The organism is Micromonospora sp. WMMA1996 (genome assembly GCF_002573675.1).
GTDB lineage: Bacteria > Actinomycetota > Actinomycetes > Mycobacteriales > Micromonosporaceae > Micromonospora > Micromonospora sediminicola.
Genome location: NZ_PDHU01000001.1, coordinates 2,645,479 through 2,666,312 on the forward strand (window position 1 = coordinate 2,645,479; position 20,834 = coordinate 2,666,312).

General features: G+C 71.5%; 13 protein-coding genes. 4 read left to right on the top strand and 9 right to left on the bottom strand.

Annotated features, from left to right (window positions below):
* Window positions 1-14 precede the first annotated feature (14 nt).
* Window positions 15-1,745, top strand: coding sequence for a cellulose binding domain-containing protein (locus COO58_RS11985; RefSeq protein WP_098745009.1), 1,731 nt, complete (start codon window positions 15-17; stop codon window positions 1,743-1,745).
* Window positions 1,746-1,805: 60 nt separating this feature from the next.
* On the opposite strand, the gene COO58_RS11990 is transcribed toward COO58_RS11985, so the two are convergent.
* Window positions 1,806-3,368, bottom strand: coding sequence for a polysaccharide lyase family 1 protein (locus tag COO58_RS11990; RefSeq protein WP_098745011.1), 1,563 nt, complete (start codon window positions 3,366-3,368; stop codon window positions 1,806-1,808).
* A 259-nt stretch (window positions 3,369-3,627) separates the two neighbouring features.
* Here COO58_RS11990 and COO58_RS11995 point away from each other — a divergent pair, with 259 nt between their 5' ends.
* Window positions 3,628-3,975, top strand: a complete 348-nt coding sequence (locus COO58_RS11995) for a helix-turn-helix transcriptional regulator (protein ID WP_091575028.1) — start codon at window positions 3,628-3,630, stop codon at window positions 3,973-3,975.
* Entirely contained in the window at window positions 3,972-4,451 is a 480-nt protein-coding gene (locus COO58_RS12000; RefSeq protein ID WP_091575031.1) for an SRPBCC family protein, read from the top strand. Before COO58_RS11995 ends, COO58_RS12000 begins: the two co-directional genes overlap by 4 nt.
* Before the next feature lie 48 nt (window positions 4,452-4,499).
* On the opposite strand, the gene COO58_RS12005 is transcribed toward COO58_RS12000, so the two are convergent.
* Complete coding sequence (locus COO58_RS12005; protein WP_255292597.1) at window positions 4,500-5,426, bottom strand: DMT family transporter; 927 nt, start codon at window positions 5,424-5,426, stop codon at window positions 4,500-4,502.
* 22 nt (window positions 5,427-5,448) lie between these two features.
* Here COO58_RS12005 and COO58_RS12010 point away from each other — a divergent pair, with 22 nt between their 5' ends.
* On the top strand, window positions 5,449-6,840 hold the full coding sequence (locus COO58_RS12010) for a PLP-dependent aminotransferase family protein (RefSeq protein WP_091575037.1): 1,392 nt from the start codon (window positions 5,449-5,451) through the stop codon (window positions 6,838-6,840).
* Window positions 6,841-6,995: 155 nt separating this feature from the next.
* On the opposite strand, the gene COO58_RS12015 is transcribed toward COO58_RS12010, so the two are convergent.
* From COO58_RS12015 to COO58_RS12045, 7 genes are all read right to left on the bottom strand, one after another.
* Window positions 6,996-11,282, bottom strand: a complete 4,287-nt coding sequence (locus COO58_RS12015; protein ID WP_098745014.1) for a discoidin domain-containing protein — start codon at window positions 11,280-11,282, stop codon at window positions 6,996-6,998.
* A gap of 101 nt (window positions 11,283-11,383) precedes the next feature.
* The gene (locus COO58_RS12020) at window positions 11,384-14,257 is read right to left on the bottom strand and encodes a discoidin domain-containing protein (RefSeq protein WP_098745015.1); all 2,874 of its coding nucleotides are present in this window, start codon (window positions 14,255-14,257) and stop codon (window positions 11,384-11,386) included.
* Between the two features lie 191 nt (window positions 14,258-14,448).
* The gene (locus COO58_RS12025) at window positions 14,449-16,074 is read right to left on the bottom strand and encodes a glycoside hydrolase family 13 protein (RefSeq protein WP_091575047.1); all 1,626 of its coding nucleotides are present in this window, start codon (window positions 16,072-16,074) and stop codon (window positions 14,449-14,451) included.
* A gap of 56 nt (window positions 16,075-16,130) precedes the next feature.
* The gene (locus COO58_RS12030) at window positions 16,131-17,018 is read right to left on the bottom strand and encodes a carbohydrate ABC transporter permease (RefSeq protein ID WP_091575051.1); all 888 of its coding nucleotides are present in this window, start codon (window positions 17,016-17,018) and stop codon (window positions 16,131-16,133) included.
* 3 nt (window positions 17,019-17,021) lie between these two features.
* Window positions 17,022-17,981: a carbohydrate ABC transporter permease gene (locus COO58_RS12035; RefSeq protein WP_091575054.1), complete on the bottom strand. Its 960-nt coding sequence runs from the start codon at window positions 17,979-17,981 to the stop codon at window positions 17,022-17,024.
* Between the two features lie 57 nt (window positions 17,982-18,038).
* On the bottom strand, window positions 18,039-19,415 hold the full coding sequence (locus COO58_RS12040; RefSeq protein ID WP_091575058.1) for an ABC transporter substrate-binding protein: 1,377 nt from the start codon (window positions 19,413-19,415) through the stop codon (window positions 18,039-18,041).
* Window positions 19,416-19,659: 244 nt separating this feature from the next.
* Window positions 19,660-20,661 carry a LacI family DNA-binding transcriptional regulator gene (locus COO58_RS12045; protein ID WP_091575062.1) on the bottom strand — a complete coding sequence of 334 codons (1,002 nt, stop codon included), beginning with the start codon at window positions 20,659-20,661 and terminating at the stop codon, window positions 19,660-19,662.
* Between the last annotated feature and the right edge of the window lie 173 nt (window positions 20,662-20,834).

Sequence of the window (20,834 nt, forward strand, 5' to 3'; positions counted from 1 at the left end):
TCGGGAGAGATCCGATGAGAAGACTCAGCGCACCTCGTACCGCACTGGTCACGGCCGGGACCGTCCTACTGGCGTCGGCCGCCGCGGCGGTGGCGGTGCCGGCCGGGGCGGCAGCCGCCGGCTGTTCCGTGACCTACGCCGTGTCCTCGCAGTGGCAGGGCGGCTTCGGCGCCAACGTCACCATCACCAACCTCGGCGACCCCGTGTCGAGCTGGACGCTCACCTGGTCCTACGGCGCCGGCCAGACCGTCACCCAGGCCTGGAACGCCACCGTCACCCAGAACGGCGCCGCCGTCACCGCCCGCAACGTCGCCTACAACGGCTCCATCCCCACCAACGGCACCACCTCGTTCGGCTTCAACGGCGCCTGGACCAGCAGCAACCCCACCCCCACCACCTTCGCCCTCAACGGCGTCACCTGCACCGGCGGCACCACCACCCCGACCACATCACCCACCACCTCACCCCCGCCGTCGCCGACGCCGACGTCGTCGCCGTCCACGCCGCCGCCGGGCGGGCCGGCGGACATCACGGTGAACACCGGCACGACCTACCAGACGGTCGACGGGTTCGGGGCGGCGGTGTCGATCTGGGGCGGCGCCTGGTCCACGGCCGAGACGCAGACGCTGGTCGGGCTCGGCCCCAACCAGCTCGGTCTGTCCATCGTGCGCACCGGGCTCTCGCCGGTGTCCAGCGAGTGGGCGACGCAGGTGAGCGCGCTGAGGACGGCCAGGTCGTACGGGTCGAACGTGAAGATCATGGCGTCGCCGTGGACGGCGCCGGCGGCCTGGAAGACGAACAACAGCCGGATCAACGGCGGCAAGCTGAGGCCCGAGTACTACGACGACTACGCCAACCACCTCAACAGCTACGTGCAGTACATGCGCAACCAGGGCGTGACGATCGACGTCACCTCGGTGCAGAACGAGCCGGACTGGCACCCGGACTACGACTCGATGGACTGGAGTGGCACCGAACTCCAGACGTTCGTCCGGGAGCAGGGCGCCAAGGTGCAGAACACCAAGCTGATGGTCGCCGAGGCGGTGAACCTCAACTACGGCTACACCGACCCGACGCTCAACGACGCGGCGGCCCGCAACAACATCGGCTACATCGGCGGCCACCTCTACGGCACCGAGGCCGCCGGCCGGCTGAAGCCCTACCCGCTGGCGCAGCAGTACCAGAAGCCGGTCTGGATGACCGAGTGGAACCTGCACGAGGCCGACGGCGGCGGCTCGAACATCTGGGGCAACCCGGCCAACGCCACGGTCTGGAACGAGACGCTGGACGACATCATGCGCACCGTGCACAGGTCGATGGAGTCCAACTGGAGCGCCTACGTCTGGTGGTACGGCAAGCGCTACTACTCGTTCATCGGTGACGGCGAGTCCGCGTACGGCACGGTGGCCGGCGCGCCGCTCAAGCGTGGGTACGCGTTCGCCCAGTACGCCAAGTACGTGCGCCCCGGCTACCAGCGGGTGGGCCTGACCAAGAGTTCCAAGGCGTCGCCGCTGGAGGTGACCGCCTACTCCGGCGACGGGAAGATCACCCTGGTGATCCTCAACCGGTCCACCAGCGCGGTGACCAACGCGATCGTCCAGGCGCCGCAGAACGTCAGCCGCGCCGAGTACGTGGCCACGTCGCAGAACGCCAGCGCGGCGAGCCAGCCGGTCGGCGTGAACGGCAACCAGGTCACGGTGAACGTCGGCGCGCGGAGCATCTCCACCGTCGTGCTCACCCTCTGACAGGGGACAGGACAAAGGGCGGGGGCGGCCGGATCGGCCGCCCCCGCTCGTCGCGCCGGACTAACTGGCGTACGTCTCGAACTCGCCGACTCTCGGCGTACCGCCGGAGCTGTTGATCCTGAAGTTGATCTTCTTCAGTGAGGTCGCGCCGAAGGTGATCTGGCCGGCCCCGCTGCCGGAGGCGAGCACCGCGCCGGTGTCGTTGTTGACCAGCTGCCACGACCCGATCGAACCCGAGGTGCCGGACGGCTCACGGATGACCACGCGGGACACCGTGGTGGCCGAGCCCCACTTGATCGAGACGGTGCCGGTCGACCCGGCCGGCGACCAGTACGTGCCGAGGTTGCCGTCGCGGACGTTGCCGTAGCTGGTGCCGTCGGCCTTGCTGGACCCGTCGGCGCCGGCGCCGGAGGCGAGGCTCAGGTTCGTTCCGCCGCTCGGGGGCGGGGTGGTCGTCGGCGGCGGGGTCGTCGGCGCGGGCGTGGTCGGGGCCGGGGTGGTCGGCGTCGGCGTCTGCGGCGAGCAACTGCCGTTCGACACCTTCAGGCCGGTGTTGGCGCCGGCCGTCTGCCGGACGATGTCCGGCACGCAGCTCGCCCCGTCGAGACGGTACGAGTAGGGGATGCCGACCGTGGTGGTGGACGTCGGGTTCGGCCCCGCCGGGTAGTTCTCGTTGCCGGTGGCCGACCAGGTCACGTTGTCGAAGACGTTGCCGGCGACCTGCCAGCTGCCGCGCTCGTTGGTGTAGAACGTGCCCAGGACGTCCTTGGAGTTGCGGAAGTAGTTGTTCTCCACCTTCGCCCGGGCCCCGGCGCGGGAGTTGATGCCGGACTCGTGCAGGCCGGTGTAGTGGTTGTTGAACATGTGGGCGACGCCGCCGCGCAGCAACGGCGTACGGGAGTCGATGTTCTCGTAGAGGTTGTGCTCGAACGTGACGAAGCCGTTCGAGCGGTCGCTCTCGCTCGACCCGATGAGACCGCCGCGGCCGGAGTTGCGCAGGATGCTGTAGGACAACGTCACGTACTGGGTGTCGTCCTTCATGTCGAACAGGCCGTCGTAGCCCTCCGACTCCCCGCCCGACGCCTCCAGCGTGACGTGGTCGACCCAGACGTTGCGGACCGTGCTCTCCATGCCGATGGCGTCACCACCGTTGGAGGTGGGCGATCCCGACTTCTTGACGTTCCGCACCGTCACGTTCTGGATGATGATGTTGCGGGAGTCGCGGATGTGGATGCCGAGCTGGTCGAAGACGGCGCCGCTGCCCACCCCGACGATGGTGACGTTGCTGATCTGCTTCAGCTCGATCACGCCGTCGGCGGTGTTGCAGCTCGACCCGGACACCTTGCTGGTGTTGCCGTGGTTGATCGTTCCGGTGACCTCGATGACGATCGGGGTGCTGCTGCTGGCCCGGCCGCACAGCGCCGCGTGGATCGCGGTGCCCGTGGTGGCGCGGACGGTCTGGCCGCCCGCGCCGCCGGTCGTGCCACCGTTCTGGGTGGCGTAGCCGGTGGCGGCGCCGACCGCCGCCGACGCCTGCGGGCTCGGCAGGGCCACGGCGACGGCGATCCCGACGATCGCCGTCGCCAGTGTCGCGTGGAGTCGCAGCGCGACTGGTCTTCTCATGTCGCCTCTTCTCGTTTCGAGCATGCGGGAATTGCCGCGCAACGGCGGCATTCAGGGAAAGGAAACAATGGGAGCCGCGACGCGATCAGGCGCGTCGCCGGCGGATGTCGTTCATCTGCGATGCCCGGCTCGCCTATGAAACATCGATGTAACGCGATCGTATGAAAGCGCTTTCGCCGAGGGCAAGAGATATCGTTTGCAGGTTTTTTGCACCGCGTGCTCCGGGGGTGGACCCGCGGCGAACCACTTGACGAGCCCGATGGTAAGTCGTAGCTTACCGTTCGTGGTGACTTACCGGGTGGAGGACGGGTGGGACGCCCTGGGCGACCCGACCCGGCGGGCGATCGTCGCGTGCCTCGCGGAGCGACCGAAGGCGGTCGGCGAACTGGCCGCGCTGCTGCCGGTCAGCCGGCCGGCCGTGTCGCAGCACCTGCGGGTACTGAAGGACGCCGGTCTGGTGACCGACCAGACGGCGGGCACGCGGCGCGTCTACCGGCTCAATCCCGCGGGCGTGGCCGCGTTACGGGATCAGCTCGACACCTACTGGAGTCGGGCGTTGGAGGGCTTCCGGGACGCCGTCGAGCGTCCCGACGAGGAGGAATCATGAGTGGCACGGATGCGGTGGTGCGGCGGCAGATCGTGGTCCACGCGCCGGTCGAGCGGGCGTTCGCGATCTTCACGGAACGGTTCGGTGACATCAAGCCGAAGGAGCACAACCTGCTGGGGTCGCCGATCGTGGAGACCGTGTTCGAACCGAAGGTCGGTGGACACATCTACGACCGCGGCGAGGACGGCAGCGCGTGCGCCTGGGCCCGGGTCCTCGTCTTCGAGCCGCCGGACCGGGTCGTGTTCAGCTGGGACATCGGTCCGACGTGGCAGGTCGACCAGGATCCGGACCACGCCAGCGAGGTCGAGATCCGGTTCGTCGCCGAGACGCCGCAGCGGACCCGGGTCGAGTTGGAGCACCGCAACCTGGACCGGCACGGTCCGGGCTGGGAGTCGGTTCGCGACGGCGTCGCCGACGACCGGGGCTGGCCGCTCTACCTGGACCGCTACGCCGGCCTGTGCACCGAGGTCGGATAGCCTCGCCGGCCGGTCCGATGACGATCGGGCCGGCCGGCGAGGGGGGTGTCAGTCCCGGACGACCCGTGCGGGGGACGGGTGTGGCGTCGCGGCGCCTCGGGTGCGCTGGATGAGCACGACGCAGGCCAGCACCGCCCCGGCCGCGACGACCGCGCCGGCCGTCACCGCCTCGCCGAGCAGCAGTGCCGACCAGAGCAGCGTGAGCACCGGCTGGGCGAGCTGGATCTGACCGACCGAGGCGATGCCGCCCCGGGCCAGTCCGGCGTACCAGGCGAAGAACCCGAGGAACATCGAAACCACGGTGAGGTAGCCGAACGCGGACCAGGCCGCGACGCCGGCCTGCGGCCGGTCGGCGATCGCGGCCACCGCCGTGACCGGCGCGGTGACCGGCAGCGAGAGCAGCAACGCCCAGCAGATCGTGCGGGCGCCGCCGAGTTCCCGGGCCAGCACGCCGCCCTCGGCGTACCCGAGGCCGCAGAGCACCACGGCGGCGAGCAGGAACAGGTCGGCCGGGGACAACGCGCCGCGCATCGCGCCGCCGGTGGCGAGGAACGCGAGCACCAGCGCCAGCCCGGCGGCGCTGGCCAGCCAGAACAGGGCCGGCGGACGTTCACCGGCCCGGAGCACCGCGAACGTCGCCGTCATCGCGGGCAGCACGGTGACCACGACCGCGCCGTGCGCGGAGGTCTGCGTGGTCAGGGCGAGCGAGGTGAGCAGCGGGAAGCCGACCACGACGCCGAGCGCGACGACCGACAGCCGACGCCACTGGCGGCGACCGGGCCACGGGGCGCCGGTCAACCACAGGTACGCCCCGGCGAGCAGCGCCGCGCCGACGGCCCGTCCGAACGCGACGAACCACGGGTCCAGTTCGTGCACGGCGACGCGGGTGGTCGGCAGCGACATGCTGAACGCGAGCACGCCCAGCGCGCCGAGGGCGACCCCGGCGCCCGGTCTGACCGTTACCGTCGCGGGCACGGTAGCGCTACTCTGTTTTGTCATGAATGATGGTAGCGCTATCGACCGGGTCGTCCAGCACCTGCGGGGGCTGGTGACGGCGAGCGCTCCCGGCGCGCAACTGCCCTCGGTGCGGGAACTGACCGCCCACCACCGCGTGTCCCCGGTGACCGTCGCCGAGGCGACCCGGCGACTGGTCGCGGACGGGCTGGTGGAGACCCGCTCCGGTCGCGGCTCGTTCGTCGCCGCCCGGCGCGCCGATCCGCCCCGCGCGGACCTGTCCTGGCAGACCGTGGCCTTGGGGTCGCGGCCGGCCGGCGAGGAGGAGATGCAGGCGCTCCTGGCGTTGCCGCCCGCCGGGACCCTCGCGCTGACCGGTGGCTACCTCGACCCGGACCTCCAACCCGCCGCCGCGCTCGGTGCCGCGCTCGCCCGCGCCGCCCGGCAACCCGCGGCGTGGCAACGCGGCCCGGTGGAGGGGCGCGCCGACCTGCGGGCCTGGTTCGCCCGTGCGGCCGGCGGCGGCCTGCGCGCCGAGGACATGGTGATCTGCCCCGGCGGGCAGGCCGCGCTCTCCTCCACCCTCCGGGCGCTCAGCACGCCCGGCGACACCCTGCTGGTCGAGTCCCCCACCTACCTGGGCGCGCTCGCCGCCGCGCGCGCCGCCGGGCTGCGGGTGGTGCCGGTGCCCGCCGACTCGGACGGGGTACGCCCCGACCAGCTCGCCGCCGCGTTCGCCCGCACCGGCGCCCGGTTGTTCTACTGCCAGCCGCTGCACGCCAACCCGCACGGCGCGACCCTGGCACCCGCGCGGCGCGCCGCGGTCGCCGAGGCGGTCCGCGACGCCGGCGCGTTCCTCGTCGAGGACGACTACGCCCGCGACCTGACCATCGACGGCGAGGCGCCGCCCCCGCTGGCCGCCGACGACCCGGACGGGCACGTCGTCTACCTGCGGTCGCTGACCAAGCCGGTCGCGCCCGGCCTGCGCATCGCCGCGCTGGGCGCGCGCGGTCCGGCCGGCGCCCGGCTGCGTGCCGCCCGCCTGCTCGACGACCTCTTCGTCGCCGGGCCGCTGCAACAGGCCGCGCTGGAGTTCCTCACCGCGCCGGCCTGGGACCGGCACCGTCGTGCGCTGCGCACCGAGCTGCGGGCCCGCCGCGAGGCGCTGCTCGCGGCCCTGGACCGGCACCTGCCGTCGCTGGCCCCACGCGACGTGCCCCGGGGTGGCCTGCACCTGTGGGTCCGGCTGCCCGACGGCACCGACGACGTCGCGGTGACCACGGCCGCCGCCGCGGCGGGCGTCACCGTCTTCCCCGGCCGCCCCTGGCACGCCGCCGAACCCCCGGCCCCGCACCTGCGCCTCACCTACGCCGCCGCCCCACCGGCCCTGATGGACGAGGCGGTCCGCCGCCTCGCCACCGCCCTCCCCCACTGAGCAGACCTCACACCCCCCGATCTTGCAGTTGCACACCCCCGATACCGGGCGCGGTCCGGCATTCCACGAGCCGAAAGTGCAAGATCGCGGGAAGGGGGGCGGGCGTGGCGGGGCCGCCGGGGAGGTGTCTCCCCGGCGGCCCTTGGTCGGCGTGGTCAGTTGCGGGTGATGGTGAATGTGCTGGTGGTGTTCTTGATGTCCTGGGCGTTGTCGGTCAGGCGCAGGTTGGTGAAGGTGGCCGCGCCGACCGCGGGGCCCTGACCGGCCTCGGGCATCTCGTTGACCCAGATGCCGAAGCCGGACTTGGCGTCGAACGCGTCACCGCTGCGCCGCGCCCCGGAGATCGAGACGTTGGTCAGCACGGTGTCGGTGATCGGGTTCTCCGGCTGGCTGCCGGTGTACTTGGTCTGGAACATGATCCCCGAGTACGTCGGATCGACGATGTCCACGTCGCTCACCCGGATGCCGCGGAACTCCTTGGACGCGGAGAACAGCCACATCGCCGGGAACGTCTGCGCGCCCCAGAAGTGCCCGCCCGAACGGATCAGCGAGATGTTCTCGAACCGGGTGGGCGGGCTGGCGCCGAACCCGACGAACGGGTAGCCGAAGTCCAGCGAGCTGATGGTGATGCCCGAGTACGTCAGCTGGTCGGCGATGTAGAGGTTGCGGAACACATTGTCGTAGCCGCCGTACACGGCGATGCCGGCCGCCCGCCAGGTCAGCGTCGCGGTCAGGTTCTCGAACACGTTGCCGTGGTTGCCGCCGGAACCGCCCTGGTCGGTGGCGGAGAACAACGCGAACGCGTCATCGCCGTTGGAGCGGCCCTCCGAGTTGGTGACCAGGGCGTTGGTGCTGCCGTTGGTCATGTTCACCGCGTCGGCGAAGGTGTTGCGGAACCGGCTGTCCCGGATGGTCAGCCCGTCCACGCTCACCCCCCAGTAGGCGCAGACGGTGTGCTCGACCCAGACGCTGTCCAACGTGAGGTTGTCCACGTCCTTCAGCTCGCCCCACACCTTGCCCGGACCGTCGATCCGGTTGGTGTAGTTGCCGAAGAAGGCGAGGTGGGAGAAGGTCGACCCGCTGGCCGAGGACTCCACCCGGAAGCCCGCGTCGGTGTTCTGCTGGTTCGTCGGGGTCTGGAAGCGGGTGTACCACATGCCCGCGCCGACGACCTTCACCGCCTTGCCGTACACCTGGAGCTTCTGCGCGGTCTCGTAGGTGCCGGCGGGCAGGTAGACGCCGACCAGCGTGCCGGTGGTGTCCATCCGGACCGCGTCGAGCGCGTTCTGCACGTCGGCGTGGCTGAACCCGGTGGGCACCCGGTAACGCGTCGGGTCCGGGTTGGCCCGGGGCGACACCAGCTCGGTGTTGACGAAGTCGATCGCGTACGTGGTGCTGTTCGCCGGGTCCTTCTGGAGCCGGATCCGGCTGCCCGCCGGGACGGTGGAGTTGAGCAGCACGTTCGCCTCGTCGTACAGGTGGCGGGGTGCGCCCGCGCTCGGTGAGTCGCTCGGGCCGGCCTCGGCGCCGTAGAGCCAGATGTGCTTCGAGGTGAGGCTGATCGGCTTGTGCAGCACCCCGTTGACGTAGACGTTCAACGTCGAGTCGATCCCGCCGCCGCCCGCGGCGTCCGGGATGGAGAAGCGGGTGACCAGGGCGTTCGCGGCCGACCTGGTGGTCCACTCGACGTACGCGCCGGTGGTGTTGAGGGTGACCGCCCGCCGGCCGGACGCCTCGCCGGCCAGGTCCCCGATCGTGCGGTTGGGGCCGATCACCTGCGCGCCGCCGCCGACCGAGCCGTCCTCGGCCTCGTACATGTCGTAGCCCAGGTCGGCCCCGCGACCGACGAACAGCGCGCGGTCGCTGGTGTTGTTCTGCCGCTTCACCGGCAGCTCGTTGGCGTCGTCGGCGAGCACCACCCGGACGGTGTACCGGCCGTTGGCGGCGGTCCAGGTGCCGAGCGACACCGGACCGGCGGTGGCCCCGGCGGCGATCGTGCCGGAGTACGCGCCGGTCAGCGTGCGGACCACGGAGCCCGAGTCGTTGAGCACGGTGAGCGTGATGCCGTGCGACCCGCTCGCCGAGGCGATCGTGCCCTGGTTGCGCAGCGTCACCGCGAAGCTGACCGTGGCGCCGGCGGCCGGCGTCCCCGGCGACCAGGTCACCGCGGACGCGACCAGGTCGGAGCTGGCCACCGGGCTGACCGTCAACGCGGTCGGGTTGGTCCAGGAGTTGTTCGCCTCGTTCTGCTCGATCACCGCGTTCGACTCGTCGACCTTCGCGGTGAGCTGGTAGCTGCCGGCGTTGCGCGCGCCGATGCTCGCCGAGACGGTGCTCGACGCGCCGGCCGCGAGCGCGCCGACGGCGGCGGTGCCGACCTTCGTCGTACCCAGGTAGAGGTTGACGTTGGTGGCGACGGACGCCGCGCTGCCGGCGTTGCGCACGGTGGCCGACAGGGTGATCGCGTCGGTCTCCACCGGGGCGGACGGAGAGGCGGTCAGGGCGGTGACGGTGAGATCCGGGTTGGGTGCCGGGACGCCGATCACCTGGAACTCCGCGACCTGGCCGTTGGACGAGCCGGAGTTCGCGGTGAACTGGAGCCGGACGTCCGCGGCGGTGGCCGAGACCGGGACGGTCACGGTGTTGCTGCTGTTGGGGTTGAAGGAGTAGGTGGCGGAGGCGATCAGGCTGGTGAACCCGGAGGCGGACTGCTCCCGGCCGAGCACCTGGAACGTCTGGGTGCGCGCGCCCCAGGCCGGGTCCGGGTTGAGCTTCACCACGACCGCGCTGATGCTCGCGTTGGCGCCCAGCGCGACGGTGAGCGTGCTCGGGTACGCGCCCGGCGCACCCTCCCAGTAGGTGGTGACGTCGTTGTCGACGGCGTTGGCGGCGTTGAACACGTGCACCACGGACGAGGCGGTGGCCGGCTTGCCGACCGCCAGGTTGGTGCCGCCGGTGGTGCTGCCGGTACGGGTGACCGTGTTGCTGTTCGCCGACACGTTCCCGGCCGCGTCGCGGGCCCGCACGTGGTAGGAGACGGTGGCGCTGTCCGGCTGGCTGTCGGTCCAGGTGAGCGTGGAGCCGCTCACGGTGGTGCGCAGCGACCCGTTGGCGTAGACCTCGTAGCCGCTGACGCCGACGTTGTCGGTCGACGCGGTCCAGGTCAGCCGGATCTGCCCGCTCGCCGGCTGGGTGTAGGCGAGGTTGGCGGGCGCGGTGGGCGCGGTCGTGTCGCCGGTGTTTCCGGCGCGGGTGACCGTGTTGCTGTTCGCCGACACGTTGCCGGCGGCGTCCCGGGCCCGAACGTGGTAGGACACGGTGGTCCCGGCCGGCTGGGTGTCGGTCCAGGTGAGCGTGGTACCGCCGACGCTGGTGCGCAGCACGCCGTTGGCGTAGACGTCGTAGCCGGTGACGCCGACGTTGTCGCTGGACGCGGTCCAGGTGAGCCGGACCTGGTCGGTGGCCGGCTCGGTGAACGCCAGGCTCCCCGGCGCGGTCGGCGCCTGGGTGTCACCGGTCGCCGGGCCGTAGATCTCCAGCTCGGAGAGCTGCCCGGCGGGCCAGGCGCTGTTCGCGGTGAACAGCAGCCGCAGGTAGCGGGTGGACGCGGTGGGCACGGTGACGGTGACGGTGTTGCCGCCGGCCGGGTCGAAGGCGTACGACGCGGACCCGACCAGGGTGCCGAACGAGGAGCCGGTGGTGCTGCCCTGCACGGTCAGCGCCTGGTTGCGCGCGCCCCAGCCGGTGGGCAGCCGCAGCACCAGCCGGTTGACGCTGGTCGCGGCGCCCAGGTCGGCCTGGATCCACTGCGGGAACGCGTTGTTCGGGCTCTCCCAGTAGGTGGCCGCGTTGCCGTCGTTGGCGTTGCCGGCGGCGTACACGTCGGAGTGGCCGCTCTCGGTCATGGTCTTACCGAACGCCAGGTTGGTCGACGAGGAGGCGGTGCCGTAGACCTCCAGCTCGGCGAGTTGGGCGGCGGCCCAGCCGGTGTTCGCGGTGATCACGACCCGCAGGTAGCGGGCGTCGGTGGCGGAGAAGCCGAGCGTCACGGTGTTGCCGGCGGCCGGGCTGAACGACCGGGCGGCGGACGCGACGACCGTGGCGAAGCCGCTGCCGTCGGCGCTGGCCTGCACGGACAGCGTCTGGCTGCGCGCCTCCCAGGCGGCCGGCAGCTTGAGCACCACCTGGTCGACGGCGCGGCTGGTGCCGAGGTCGACCTGGGCCCACTGGGGCAGCGTGCCGCTGCTCTCCCAGTAGCTGCCCTGGTTGCCGTCGGTGAGGTTGGCCGCGACGTAGGGGCCGTTGACGCTGCTGGCGGTGGCGGTGCGGCCGGCGGCGAGGTTCGGGCCGCCGGCGGCCAGGGCCGGTGGGGCCGGCGCCGCGGTGACGGCCAGGCCGACCGCGGCGAGCACCGCGACGACTCTGGTACGGAGTCTGGACATGGTGGACGGACACCTTCTTCCGGGGGAGGTGGAGAGGCGTTGACGGGGGTGTTGGGGGGTGTGGTGCGGCGGGGACCCGGGGCGGGTCCCCGCCGCGCCGGTCAGGAGGCGTAGACCTCGAACTCGGACAGCTGGCCGGCCGGCCAGCCGGTGTTGCCGGTGAAGGTCAGCCGCACGTAGCGGCGGTCGCCGGAGGGCAGCGCGATCGACACGCTGTTGCCGCCCGCCGGGTCGAACGTGTACCCGGCCGCCGCCTTGAGGGTGGCGAACGACGAGCCGTCGGTGGAGCCGAGCACGGCCACCGTCTGGGTGCGGGTCTGCCAGGCCGTCGACGGCGGCAGCTTGAGCACCACCCGGGACACCGTGCGGGCGCTGCCCAGGTCGACGGTGACCGACTGGGGGAACGCGTTGTTGGCGCTTTCCCAGTAGGTGGCGGCGTTGCCGTCGACCGTGTTGCCGGCGCCGTAGACGTCGGCGTGGCTGGTCTCGGCGACCGGCCGCCCGGCGGCGAGGTTGCCGGTGGGGGGCGCGGTGGTGGTCGGCGGGGTGGTGGTGGGCGGCGGGGTGGTCGTCGTGCCGTCGCCGTACACCTCCAGCTCGGAGAGCTGGGCCGCCGGCCAGCCGGTGTTGCCGGTCGCGGTGACCCGGACGTACCGGCGGGCGCCGGACGGCAGCGCGATCGACACGCTGTTGCCGGCCGCCGGGTCGAACACGCGGCCCGCCGACGCGGCGAGCGTGCTGTACGAGGAGCCGTCGGTGGAGCCGAGCACGGACAGCGTCTCGGTGCGGCGCTCCCAGCCCGCCGGGAGCTTGAGCACCACCCGGTCGACGGTGCGCGACGCGCCCAGGTCGACCGTCAGCGACTGCGGGAACGCGTTGTTGGCGCTCTCCCAGTAGCTGGCCGCGTTGCCGTCGACCGCGTTGCCGGCCGCGTACGTCTGGTTGACGCTGGTGGCGGTCGCCGGCCGGCCCAGGGCCAGGTTCCCGCCGGTGGGCGGCGGGGTGGTCGGGGGCGTGCTGGTCGGCGGCGTCGTGGTCGGGGGCGCGGTGGTCGGGGGCACGCTGGTGGGCGGCGGGCTGGACGGCCCGTTGCCCCACTGCGGCTGCGGCCACGGCCCGCAGTACGGGGTGGACGTGTACCAGCCGGAGTTGCCGGCGCCCTGGGTGATCTGGAAGCCGCTGCCGACGCAGTTGTGCATCGGGTTGGCCTGGGCGATGTTGGTGGCCCGCACGTTCGTGAAGCTGACCTGGCTGGGCGCCTGGACCTGGAGCGCGTACGTGCCCGCCCCGTCGATCCGGACGTTGCTGAACGAGATCCCGCTGGTCTGCCCCTCGATCCAGTGCAGCGCCGCGTAGGAGCTGTCCAGGATGTCGGTGTCGGTGACGTTGATCGCCGCGCCCTGGATCGGCTCGTTGAGCGCGGAGAACCAGATCGCGCCCACCCCGAACTGCCAGTTGTAGTCGGAGTTGCCGTTGCGGATCAGCGTGTTGCGGGCGACCGTGATGGTGCCCGCGACGGCCGTCGACCCGGTGACGCCGGGATAGCGGTTCGCCACGTGGATGCCGCCGCCGTTGGTCACCGAGTCGGCGGTCACGTTGTCGGCGATGGTGATGTCGCGCCCGCCGTACGTGACCAGGTGGTTCGCCAGGACCGTCACGCCGATGGTGTTGTGGGTGAAGGAGTTGCCGACATTTGGCACGCTCTGCGCCCACATGGCCAGCGCGTCGTCGCCGGTGTTGCGGACGAACGTGTTGGTCACCGTGGAGTTGGTGACGCCCCAGTGGAAGTTCACCCCGTCGGCGGTCTGGTCGAGGATGCGGCTGTTGCGGATGGTGAAGTTGTCCATCGGGCCGTCCATCCAGGCGCCGACCTTGGTGTGCTGCAACCAGAGGTTGTCCACCACCGAGTTCGTCATCGCGCCGCCGAGCGCGTTGACCTGGTCCTCGTCGACGCGCTCGCGGATGTCGCCGATGATGGCGAAGTCCCGCAGCGTGACGTTGCGGCTGGGGCCGCCGGCCTCGTGCGAGCGGATCTCACCGGAGTAGCCGCCGCCCGGCACGTACTTGCCGTAGATGCCGGCGGCGCGCTTGCGGTCGGTGGGGTGCCGGCCGCCGAGCACCGAGTACCACGGCCCGGCGCCGCGCAGCGTCACGCCGTCGACCACCACGTGGTCCCAGAGCGTGAACGTGCCGGAGGGGATCCACACCGCCTTCCCCTGCGCCTTGCCGGCGTCCACCGCGGCCTGGAACCTCGCGGTCGAGTCGGTGGCCCCGGTCGGGTCCGCGCCGAAGTCGGTGACCACGTCCAGCACGCCGGACGGCTTGCTGATCGGCGCGCCGACCAGCTCGAAGTCGGCCAGGTCGATGGTGAACGTGGGCGACTGCGCGGTCGAGGAGACCTGGAGGCGGATCTTCGTGCCGGCCGGGTAGGTGGTGCCGAACATGGCCCGGGTCTCGTCGTAGAAGTGGTGCGGGTTGGTGTCGCCCGGGTTGTTGTTGAACGGGTAGCCGCCGTAGTACCAGCCGTACCGGGAGGTGACCGGCACGGCCTTGACCAGGGTGCCGTTCGCGCGCAGGTCGATGCTGGCGTCCCGGCCGGTGCCGGCGGCGCTGTCCGGCAGGCTGTAGCGGAAGGTGACCGCGTTCGCCGGGGCGGCGAGCGTGAACTCGACGTACTCGCCGACGGCGTCGAGGGTGACCGCCTCCCGGCCGGACGCCTCCGACGGCAGCGTGCCGTAGCGCCGGTCGGGGCCGATCTTCGTGCCGTTGTGGGCGACCTGCTCCGCCTCCTGCTCGCGGAACGGCACGGTGGCGCCGCGGCCGGAGATGTCGAACGGGGACAGGCCGGCGGCGTGCGCCGGGGTGGCGGTGGAGGTGAGCGCCACGACGGTCAGTGTCGAGGCGGCGAGCGTGGCGGCGGCCAGGGCCGCGAGCCCGGTGGTGCGGTGGCGGTGCGGGGTGCGGTGCTCGGCCATGCGGGGTGTGCTCCCTTTCGTCGGTGGCCAGGTCCCCCGTGCGGCGGTGCGGCGTCCTGCTCCTTCCTCCCCAGGTGTCCGGTGACGGCCGGGACGGGCCGTCCGAGGCGGCGGCGCCGACGACGGGCTCGTCGCCGGGCGGTTCGCGGTGGCGCCGGCGACGGGACGGGGGCCGTCGGCGCCACCGCGGTTCAGGCCGATCGGGTGCGCAGCCAGACGGCGGTGTCCGGTGGCAGCCGGTCGTCGTCGAGCGGACCGCTGGCCAGCAGCAGCTCCTCGTGCGCGGGTAGCGGCAGGGCCCGGTCACCGAGGTTGACCAGGCAGGCGAACCCGGGCTCGCGGGCGAAGGCCAGCACCCGGTCGGGGGCGGGCAGCCAGCTCAGCGGGCCGTCACCCAGCGCGGGGTCGGCCCGGCGCAGCGCCAGCGCGGCGCGGTACAGCTCCAGCATCGAGTGCGGGTCGCCGGTCTGGGCGCGGACCGTGCGGTCCTTCCAGTCCGCCGGCTGCGGCAGCCACGGCACGGCGGCCGCGCCGTCGGGGCTGAACCCGAACGGCGGGTCGTCGCCCTGCCAGGGCAGCGGCACCCGGCAGCCGTCGCGGCCGGGGTCGACCCGCCCCGAGCGCTCCCACATCGGGTCCTGCCGCAGCTCGTACGGGATGTCCTCGACCTCCCAGAGCCCCAGCTCCTCGCCCTGGTAGACGTAGGCGGCGCCGGGCAGCGCCAGGGACAGCAGCGCGGCGGCCCGGGCCCGGCGGGTGCCCAGCTCCAGGTCGGTGGGGATGCCCTCGCGCTTGGCGGCGAAGCTGAACCGGGTGTCTGCCCGGCCGTAGCGGGTGACGTGCCGGGTGACGTCGTGGTTGGACAGCACCCAGGTGGCCGGGGCGCCGACCGGGGCGTGCGCGCCCAGCGTGCCGTCGATGCTCTCGCGCAGCGCGGTGGCGTCCCAGGCGCAGCCGAGGAAGTCGAAGTTGAACGCGGTGTGCAGCTCGTCCGGGCGCAGGTAGTTGGCGAAGCGCTGCCGGTCCGGCAGCCACACCTCGCCGACCAGCGCCCGCTGGCCCGGGTAGTCGTCGGCGATGCGCCGCCAGGCCCGGTAGACGTCGTGCACGCCGTCCTGGTCGCGGAACGGGTGCGGCCGGTCCGGGTGGACCTCGGGCAGCGTGCCGTCCTTGACCAGCAGGCCGGCCGAGTCGATCCGGATGCCGTCCACGCCCCGGTCGAACCAGAACCGCAGGATGTCCTCGAACTCGGCGCGTACCCGGGGGTGGTCCCAGTTGAAGTCGGGCTGCTGCGGGGCGAACAGGTGCAGGTACCAGTCGCCGGGGGTGCCGTCCGGGTCGGTGGTGCGGGTCCAGGTCGGGCCGCCGAACTCGCCGGTCCAGTCGGTGGGCGGGAGGTCGCCGCCGGGACCGCGTCCGGCGCGGAACCAGAACAGCTCCCGCTCGGGGGCGTCCGGTCCGCCGGCCAGCGCCGCCCGGAACCACGGGTGCGCGTCCGAGCAGTGGTTGGGCACCACGTCGACGATGGTCCGGATGCCGAGCGCGTGTGCCTCGTCGATCAGCGCCTCGACCTCGCCGAGGGTGCCGAAGACCGGGTCGATGTCGCGGTAGTCGGACACGTCGTAGCCGGCGTCGGCCATCGGGGACGGGTACCAGGGGCTGAACCAGATCGCGTCGACACCGAGCGCGGCGAGGTGGTCCAGGCGGGAGCGGATGCCGGCGACGTCACCGATCCCGTCGCCGTTGCCGTCGGCGAAGCTGCGTGGGTAGACCTGGTAGATCACCGCTGATCGCCACCACGGGCTGCTGTCGACCATGGACACGGGCACCTGCTTTCTGCGGGTCGGTTCTGATGCGGCGGGCGGTGCGCCCGTCAGCCCTTGAGGCCGCCGGTGGTCAGGCCGGACATGATGTTCCGTTGGAAGATCAGGAACAGCACGACGGTGGGGATCGCGGCGATGACGGAGGCGGCGATCACCACGTTCATCGGGGTGCCGCCGGAGAAGGCGTAGATGCCGACGCTGACGGTCCGCGTCTCCGGCGACGGCATGACCAGCTTCGGCCAGAGGAAGTCCTTCCACACCGCGGTCACCGCGAAGATCGCCACCACGCCGAGGATCGGGCGGGACATCGGCAGGACGATCGACCAGAGCGTGCGCAGCGGCGAGGCGCCGTCCATCACGGCGGCGGCCATCAGGTCCTCGGGGATCGAGTCGAAGAACCGCTTGAGCAGAAAGATGTTGAACGCGTTGGCGACCAGCGGCAGCCAGATCGCGAACGGCGAGTCCAGCAGGTTGAGGTGCACGATCGGCAGGTCGATCACGGTCACGTACTGCGGGACGATGAGCACCATCGCCGGGATCATCAGCGTCGCCAGCATCAGGCCGAGGATCAGCCCGCCCAGCACCGGGCGCAGCTTCGACAGCGCGTACGCGGCGGCGGTGTCGAACACCAACTGGAACAGCACCGCGCCGGTGGCGTAGTAGAACGTGTTGAACAGCAGTTTCGCCAGGTCGAGGTTGGTCCAGGCGTCGACGTAGTTCTGCGGCTGGGGGTCGCGCGGGAACAGCGACGGCGGGGTCTGCGCGATCTCCTGGCCGGACTTCAGCGCGCCGGTGACCATCCAGTAGAGCGGTCCGAGGAAGACCAGGGTGAACGCCACCACGACCACGGTGAGCACGGTCCAGTAGAGGACCCGGCCGCGACCGCGCCGCAGTTGGGCCGGGGAGATGAGGGTACGGGTGGTGCTGTCGGCTGCCATGTCCTAGTCCTGTCTCGCGGTCAGTCGCACGTAGACGGCGGAGAACCCGGCCAGCACCACCAGCATGATGACGCCGAGTGCGGCGGCGCCGTTGAGGTCGTTCTGGAAGAACCCGTGCTGGTAGATCAGGTAGGCCACCGAGGTCGCGGAGTCCTGCGTGCCGGCGCCGTTGGCGAGGATCAACGGCTCGATGAACAGCTGCATGGTGGCGACGATCTGGAGCATCGCCAGCAGCGCGAGGATCAGCCGGGTCTGCGGGATCGTCACGTGGAGGATCCGGCGCCACACCCCGGCGCCGTCGATCTCGGCGGCCTCGTACAGCTCGCCGGGGATGTTCTGCAACGCCGCCAGGTAGATCAGCACCGCGCCGCCCATGTTCATCCAGGTCGACGCCAGCACCATGGCGGGCATCGTCATCGTGGGCGACTGCATCCACTCCGACGTGGGCAGGCCCACCGCGGCGAGGATCGCGTTGAACAGCCCCGCCTCGCTCGGGTCGTACGCGTAGAACTTGAACAGGAACAGCGCGGACGCCGGCGGCAGCATCACCGGCAGGTAGACCAGCACCCGCAGGTAGCCCTTCGCGTGCCGCAACTCGTTGAGCAGGATCGCCACGAGGAACGGCACGGCGTAGCCGAGCACGAGCGCCAGGCCGGTGAAGACGAACGTGTTCTTCCAGGCCGTCCAGAAGCTCGGATCGGCCATGATCCGGGTGTAGTTGTCCCAGCCGACCCAGGTGGTCTCGCCCCGGCGGGTGCGCTGGAAGCTCATCACGACGCCGCGGACCATCGGGTACCAGGAGAAGACGGCGAAGCAGGCGACCGCGCCGATGAGGAACGTGTGCCCGGTGAGGTTGTCCCGCACCCTGCGGCCGAGCCCGGCCCGGCGCGCGGCGACGCGCGGCGGTGTCGGTGCGGGACGGCCGGGACGGCGGGTGGCACCCGGGGCGGTGGTGAGCGCCAAGGCGACTCCTGCGGTAGGGGGTGGGGGCCGGTCGGGGCCGACCCCCACCCGGTCGGGTCAGCTGCCGGCGGCCAGGAGCTGGTTGACCTTGTCCTCGGCGGTCTTGAGCAGGGCGTCGATGTTCGCGTTCGGGTTGGTCAGCACCCCGGACATCGCCGCGTCGAGCACCGCGTAGATGGCCTGCGCGTTGCGCGGCTCACCCTTGATCGGCACCGGGTTGGCCTCGAAGACCGCGAAGTTGGTGGTGTCGACGTTGGCGTTGGCCTTGCGCAGGTCGAGTTCCTGCTTCTGCGCGTCGCTGCCGTTGGTGAACAGCAGCGGCTGGGGCAGGCCGACCGGGTAGTTCTGCGGCTTGGCGCGGACGTAGTCGAACTGCCCCTTGCCCGGGGTGAGCTTCTGGTAGGCGATCCACTTCAGACCGGCCTTGACCTGCTCCGGGGTGAGGCCCTTCTTGAAGAAGTAGCCCTCGCCGCCACCGAGGGTCGCCTTGGCCGGGCCGTCCTGGCCGGGCAGCGGGCCCATCGCCCAGTCCTGGTACTTGCCCTGGAACTGGCTGACGATCGCCTGGGTGGCGTCGGGGGCGCCGATGAACATGCCGACCTTGCCGGCGCCGGCGTTGGTCAGCAGGTCGCCCCACTGCAGGAGCTGGCGGCTGCCCATGCTGTTGTCGCCGTAGCGCATGTCCTTGAGGTTCTGCAGGACCTGCTTGCCCATCGGGTTGTTGAAGTCGGCCTTCTTGCCGTCGGCACTGAGCACCTGGCCGCCCTGCGAGTAGAGCAGCGAGGTGAAGTGCCAGCCGCCGGTGTTGCCGGCGCTGTACTCGGAGTAGCCGGCGACGCCGCCGCCGAGCGCCGAGATCTTCTTGGCCGCGGCCCGCACCTCGGACCACGTCTTCGGCGGGTTGGCCGCGTCGAGGCCGGCCCGCTGGAACAGCGCCTTGTTGTAGATCAGGCCCATCGAGTAGTTCTTCACCGGTACGCCGTAGAGCTTGCCGCTGTCGGTGAAGACCTCCTTGAGCGCCGGGTCCACGCTGTCCCAGGTGGGGATGGTGTCCTTGGTGGCGTACTCGGTGATGTCCATCGCCTGACCGGAGTCCAGCACCTGCTGCAGGTCGGTCATGTAGCCGTAGAACACGTCGGTGACGGTTCCGCCGGCCAGGCGGGCGGTGAAGTCCGGCGGGTTGTTGCACTGCTCGCCGACGCTGACGCTCTTGACCACGATGGTCGGGTTCTGCCGCTGGAACTCGGCGACGTCGTCGTTCCAGTTCTTCAGCAGTTCCTTCTGCGCGCCGACCGGCTGGCAGTCGACGGTGATGGTGACCTTGCCGCCGGCCTCGCCGGAGTCGTCGCTCTTGGTGGAGCACGCCGCGAGGCTGAGCCCGAGGCCGGCCGCGAGGGCGACCGCCGCGACCTTCCGATACTGCGGTACGGACATGTGTCCATCCCTTCGGGAACGGGTGTATCGATGGTTTGCACTGATCTGCGGTGACCGCGCGGCTGCCGCGCCCCGGGTCCGGTGGAAGTGGAGTCAATGTAGCGACGCCGACTCTTTACAGCAAGGTGTCGACTCGAAGACGAAAGAACACGACTTTGCAACGGCTGATCACGACGGAGACGTTTGGGGGCACAAAAAGGCCGCCGACCGCGGGTAGCGGTCGGCGGCCGGGTGGCCCGCCGGGTCAGGTACGGGGAGCGGGGGCGGTGGAGCCGCGTACCACCAGCTCGGGCTCGAAGAGCAGCTCGTCGTGCAGCACGCCGGCCCCCTCGATCTGGGTGACCAGCAGGTCGACGGCGGCCTGGCCCATCGTCTCGATCGGCTGGCGCACCGTGGTCAGCGGCGGGTCGGTGCAGGTCATGAACGCGGAGTCGTCGAAGCCGACCACCGAGACGTCGGCCGGCACCGCGCAGCCGAGCCGCCGGGCGGCCCGGATGGTGCCCAGCGCCAGCACGTCGCTGGCACAGACGATGCCGGTGGCGCCGCGTTCGATCAGCTTCGTGGCGGCGACCCGCGCGCCCTCCATGGAGAAGCTGGACCGCTCCACGAGGGACCGGTCCTCGCCCCAGCCGGCGGCGCGGACCATGGCGTCGAGCTTGCGGCGCGAGGGCACGTGGTCGGCCGGGCCGAGCACGATGCCGATCCGCTCGTGGCCGAGGGAGCGCAGGTGCCCGTACGCCTGCTCGACGGCGACCGCGTCGTCGGTGGACACCCGGGGGAAGCCCAGTTCCTCGACGCCGGCGTTGACCAGCACCACGGGCAGGCCGCGATCGGTCAGGCGCCGGTAGTGCTCGTGCGAGGCGTCCGCGAGCGCGTACGAGCCGCCGGCGAAGATGACGCCGCTGACCTGGTGGTCCAGCAGCATCTCCACGTAGCCGGACTCGGGCACGCCGCCGATGGTGCGGGCGCAGAGCGCCGGGGTGAACCCGCGTTGGGCCAGGGAGCCGGTGACCACCTCGGCCAGGGCCGGGAAGATCGGGTTCTGCAGCTCGGGCAGCACCAGACCGACCAGCCGGGCGCGCTCCCCGCGCAACTTGGTCGGGCGCTCGTAGCCGAGCACGTCGAGGGCGGTCAGCACGGCCGTCCGGGTCACCTCGGACACGCCGCCGCGGCCGTTGAGCACGCGGCTCACGGTCGCCTCGCTGACACCCGCCTTGCGGGCCACCTCCGTCAAGCGTTTCGTCACGGCGGCAATCCTACGTCGGTTTCTTGCAAGAAAAGAACAGCCAACCCGCCCAATTCTTGACGTTCCGACGCCCAGGTGGAGTGAAAGATTCGAACATGATGATGCTTGAAAGAGGGCAGGGCGCAGGAATAACATGAGGCACCTTGTCGACGGGCGCCCCTCACCCGCGCCGA

What these genes read in the sequence shown, in the direction of transcription:
- COO58_RS11985 (WP_098745009.1), top strand. Translation starts at nt 15, where the DNA reads ATGAGAAGACTCAGCGCACCTCGTACCGCACTGGTCACGGCCGGGACC.
- COO58_RS11990 (WP_098745011.1), bottom strand. Translation starts at nt 3,368, where the DNA reads ATGAGAAGACCAGTCGCGCTGCGACTCCACGCGACACTGGCGACGGCG.
- COO58_RS11995 (WP_091575028.1), top strand. Translation starts at nt 3,628, where the DNA reads ATGGTAAGTCGTAGCTTACCGTTCGTGGTGACTTACCGGGTGGAGGAC.
- COO58_RS12000 (WP_091575031.1), top strand. Translation starts at nt 3,972, where the DNA reads ATGAGTGGCACGGATGCGGTGGTGCGGCGGCAGATCGTGGTCCACGCG.
- COO58_RS12010 (WP_091575037.1), top strand. Translation starts at nt 5,449, where the DNA reads ATGAATGATGGTAGCGCTATCGACCGGGTCGTCCAGCACCTGCGGGGG.
- COO58_RS12015 (WP_098745014.1), bottom strand. Translation starts at nt 11,282, where the DNA reads ATGTCCAGACTCCGTACCAGAGTCGTCGCGGTGCTCGCCGCGGTCGGC.
- COO58_RS12020 (WP_098745015.1), bottom strand. Translation starts at nt 14,257, where the DNA reads ATGGCCGAGCACCGCACCCCGCACCGCCACCGCACCACCGGGCTCGCG.
- COO58_RS12025 (WP_091575047.1), bottom strand. Translation starts at nt 16,074, where the DNA reads ATGGTCGACAGCAGCCCGTGGTGGCGATCAGCGGTGATCTACCAGGTC.
- COO58_RS12030 (WP_091575051.1), bottom strand. Translation starts at nt 17,018, where the DNA reads ATGGCAGCCGACAGCACCACCCGTACCCTCATCTCCCCGGCCCAACTG.
- COO58_RS12040 (WP_091575058.1), bottom strand. Translation starts at nt 19,415, where the DNA reads ATGTCCGTACCGCAGTATCGGAAGGTCGCGGCGGTCGCCCTCGCGGCC.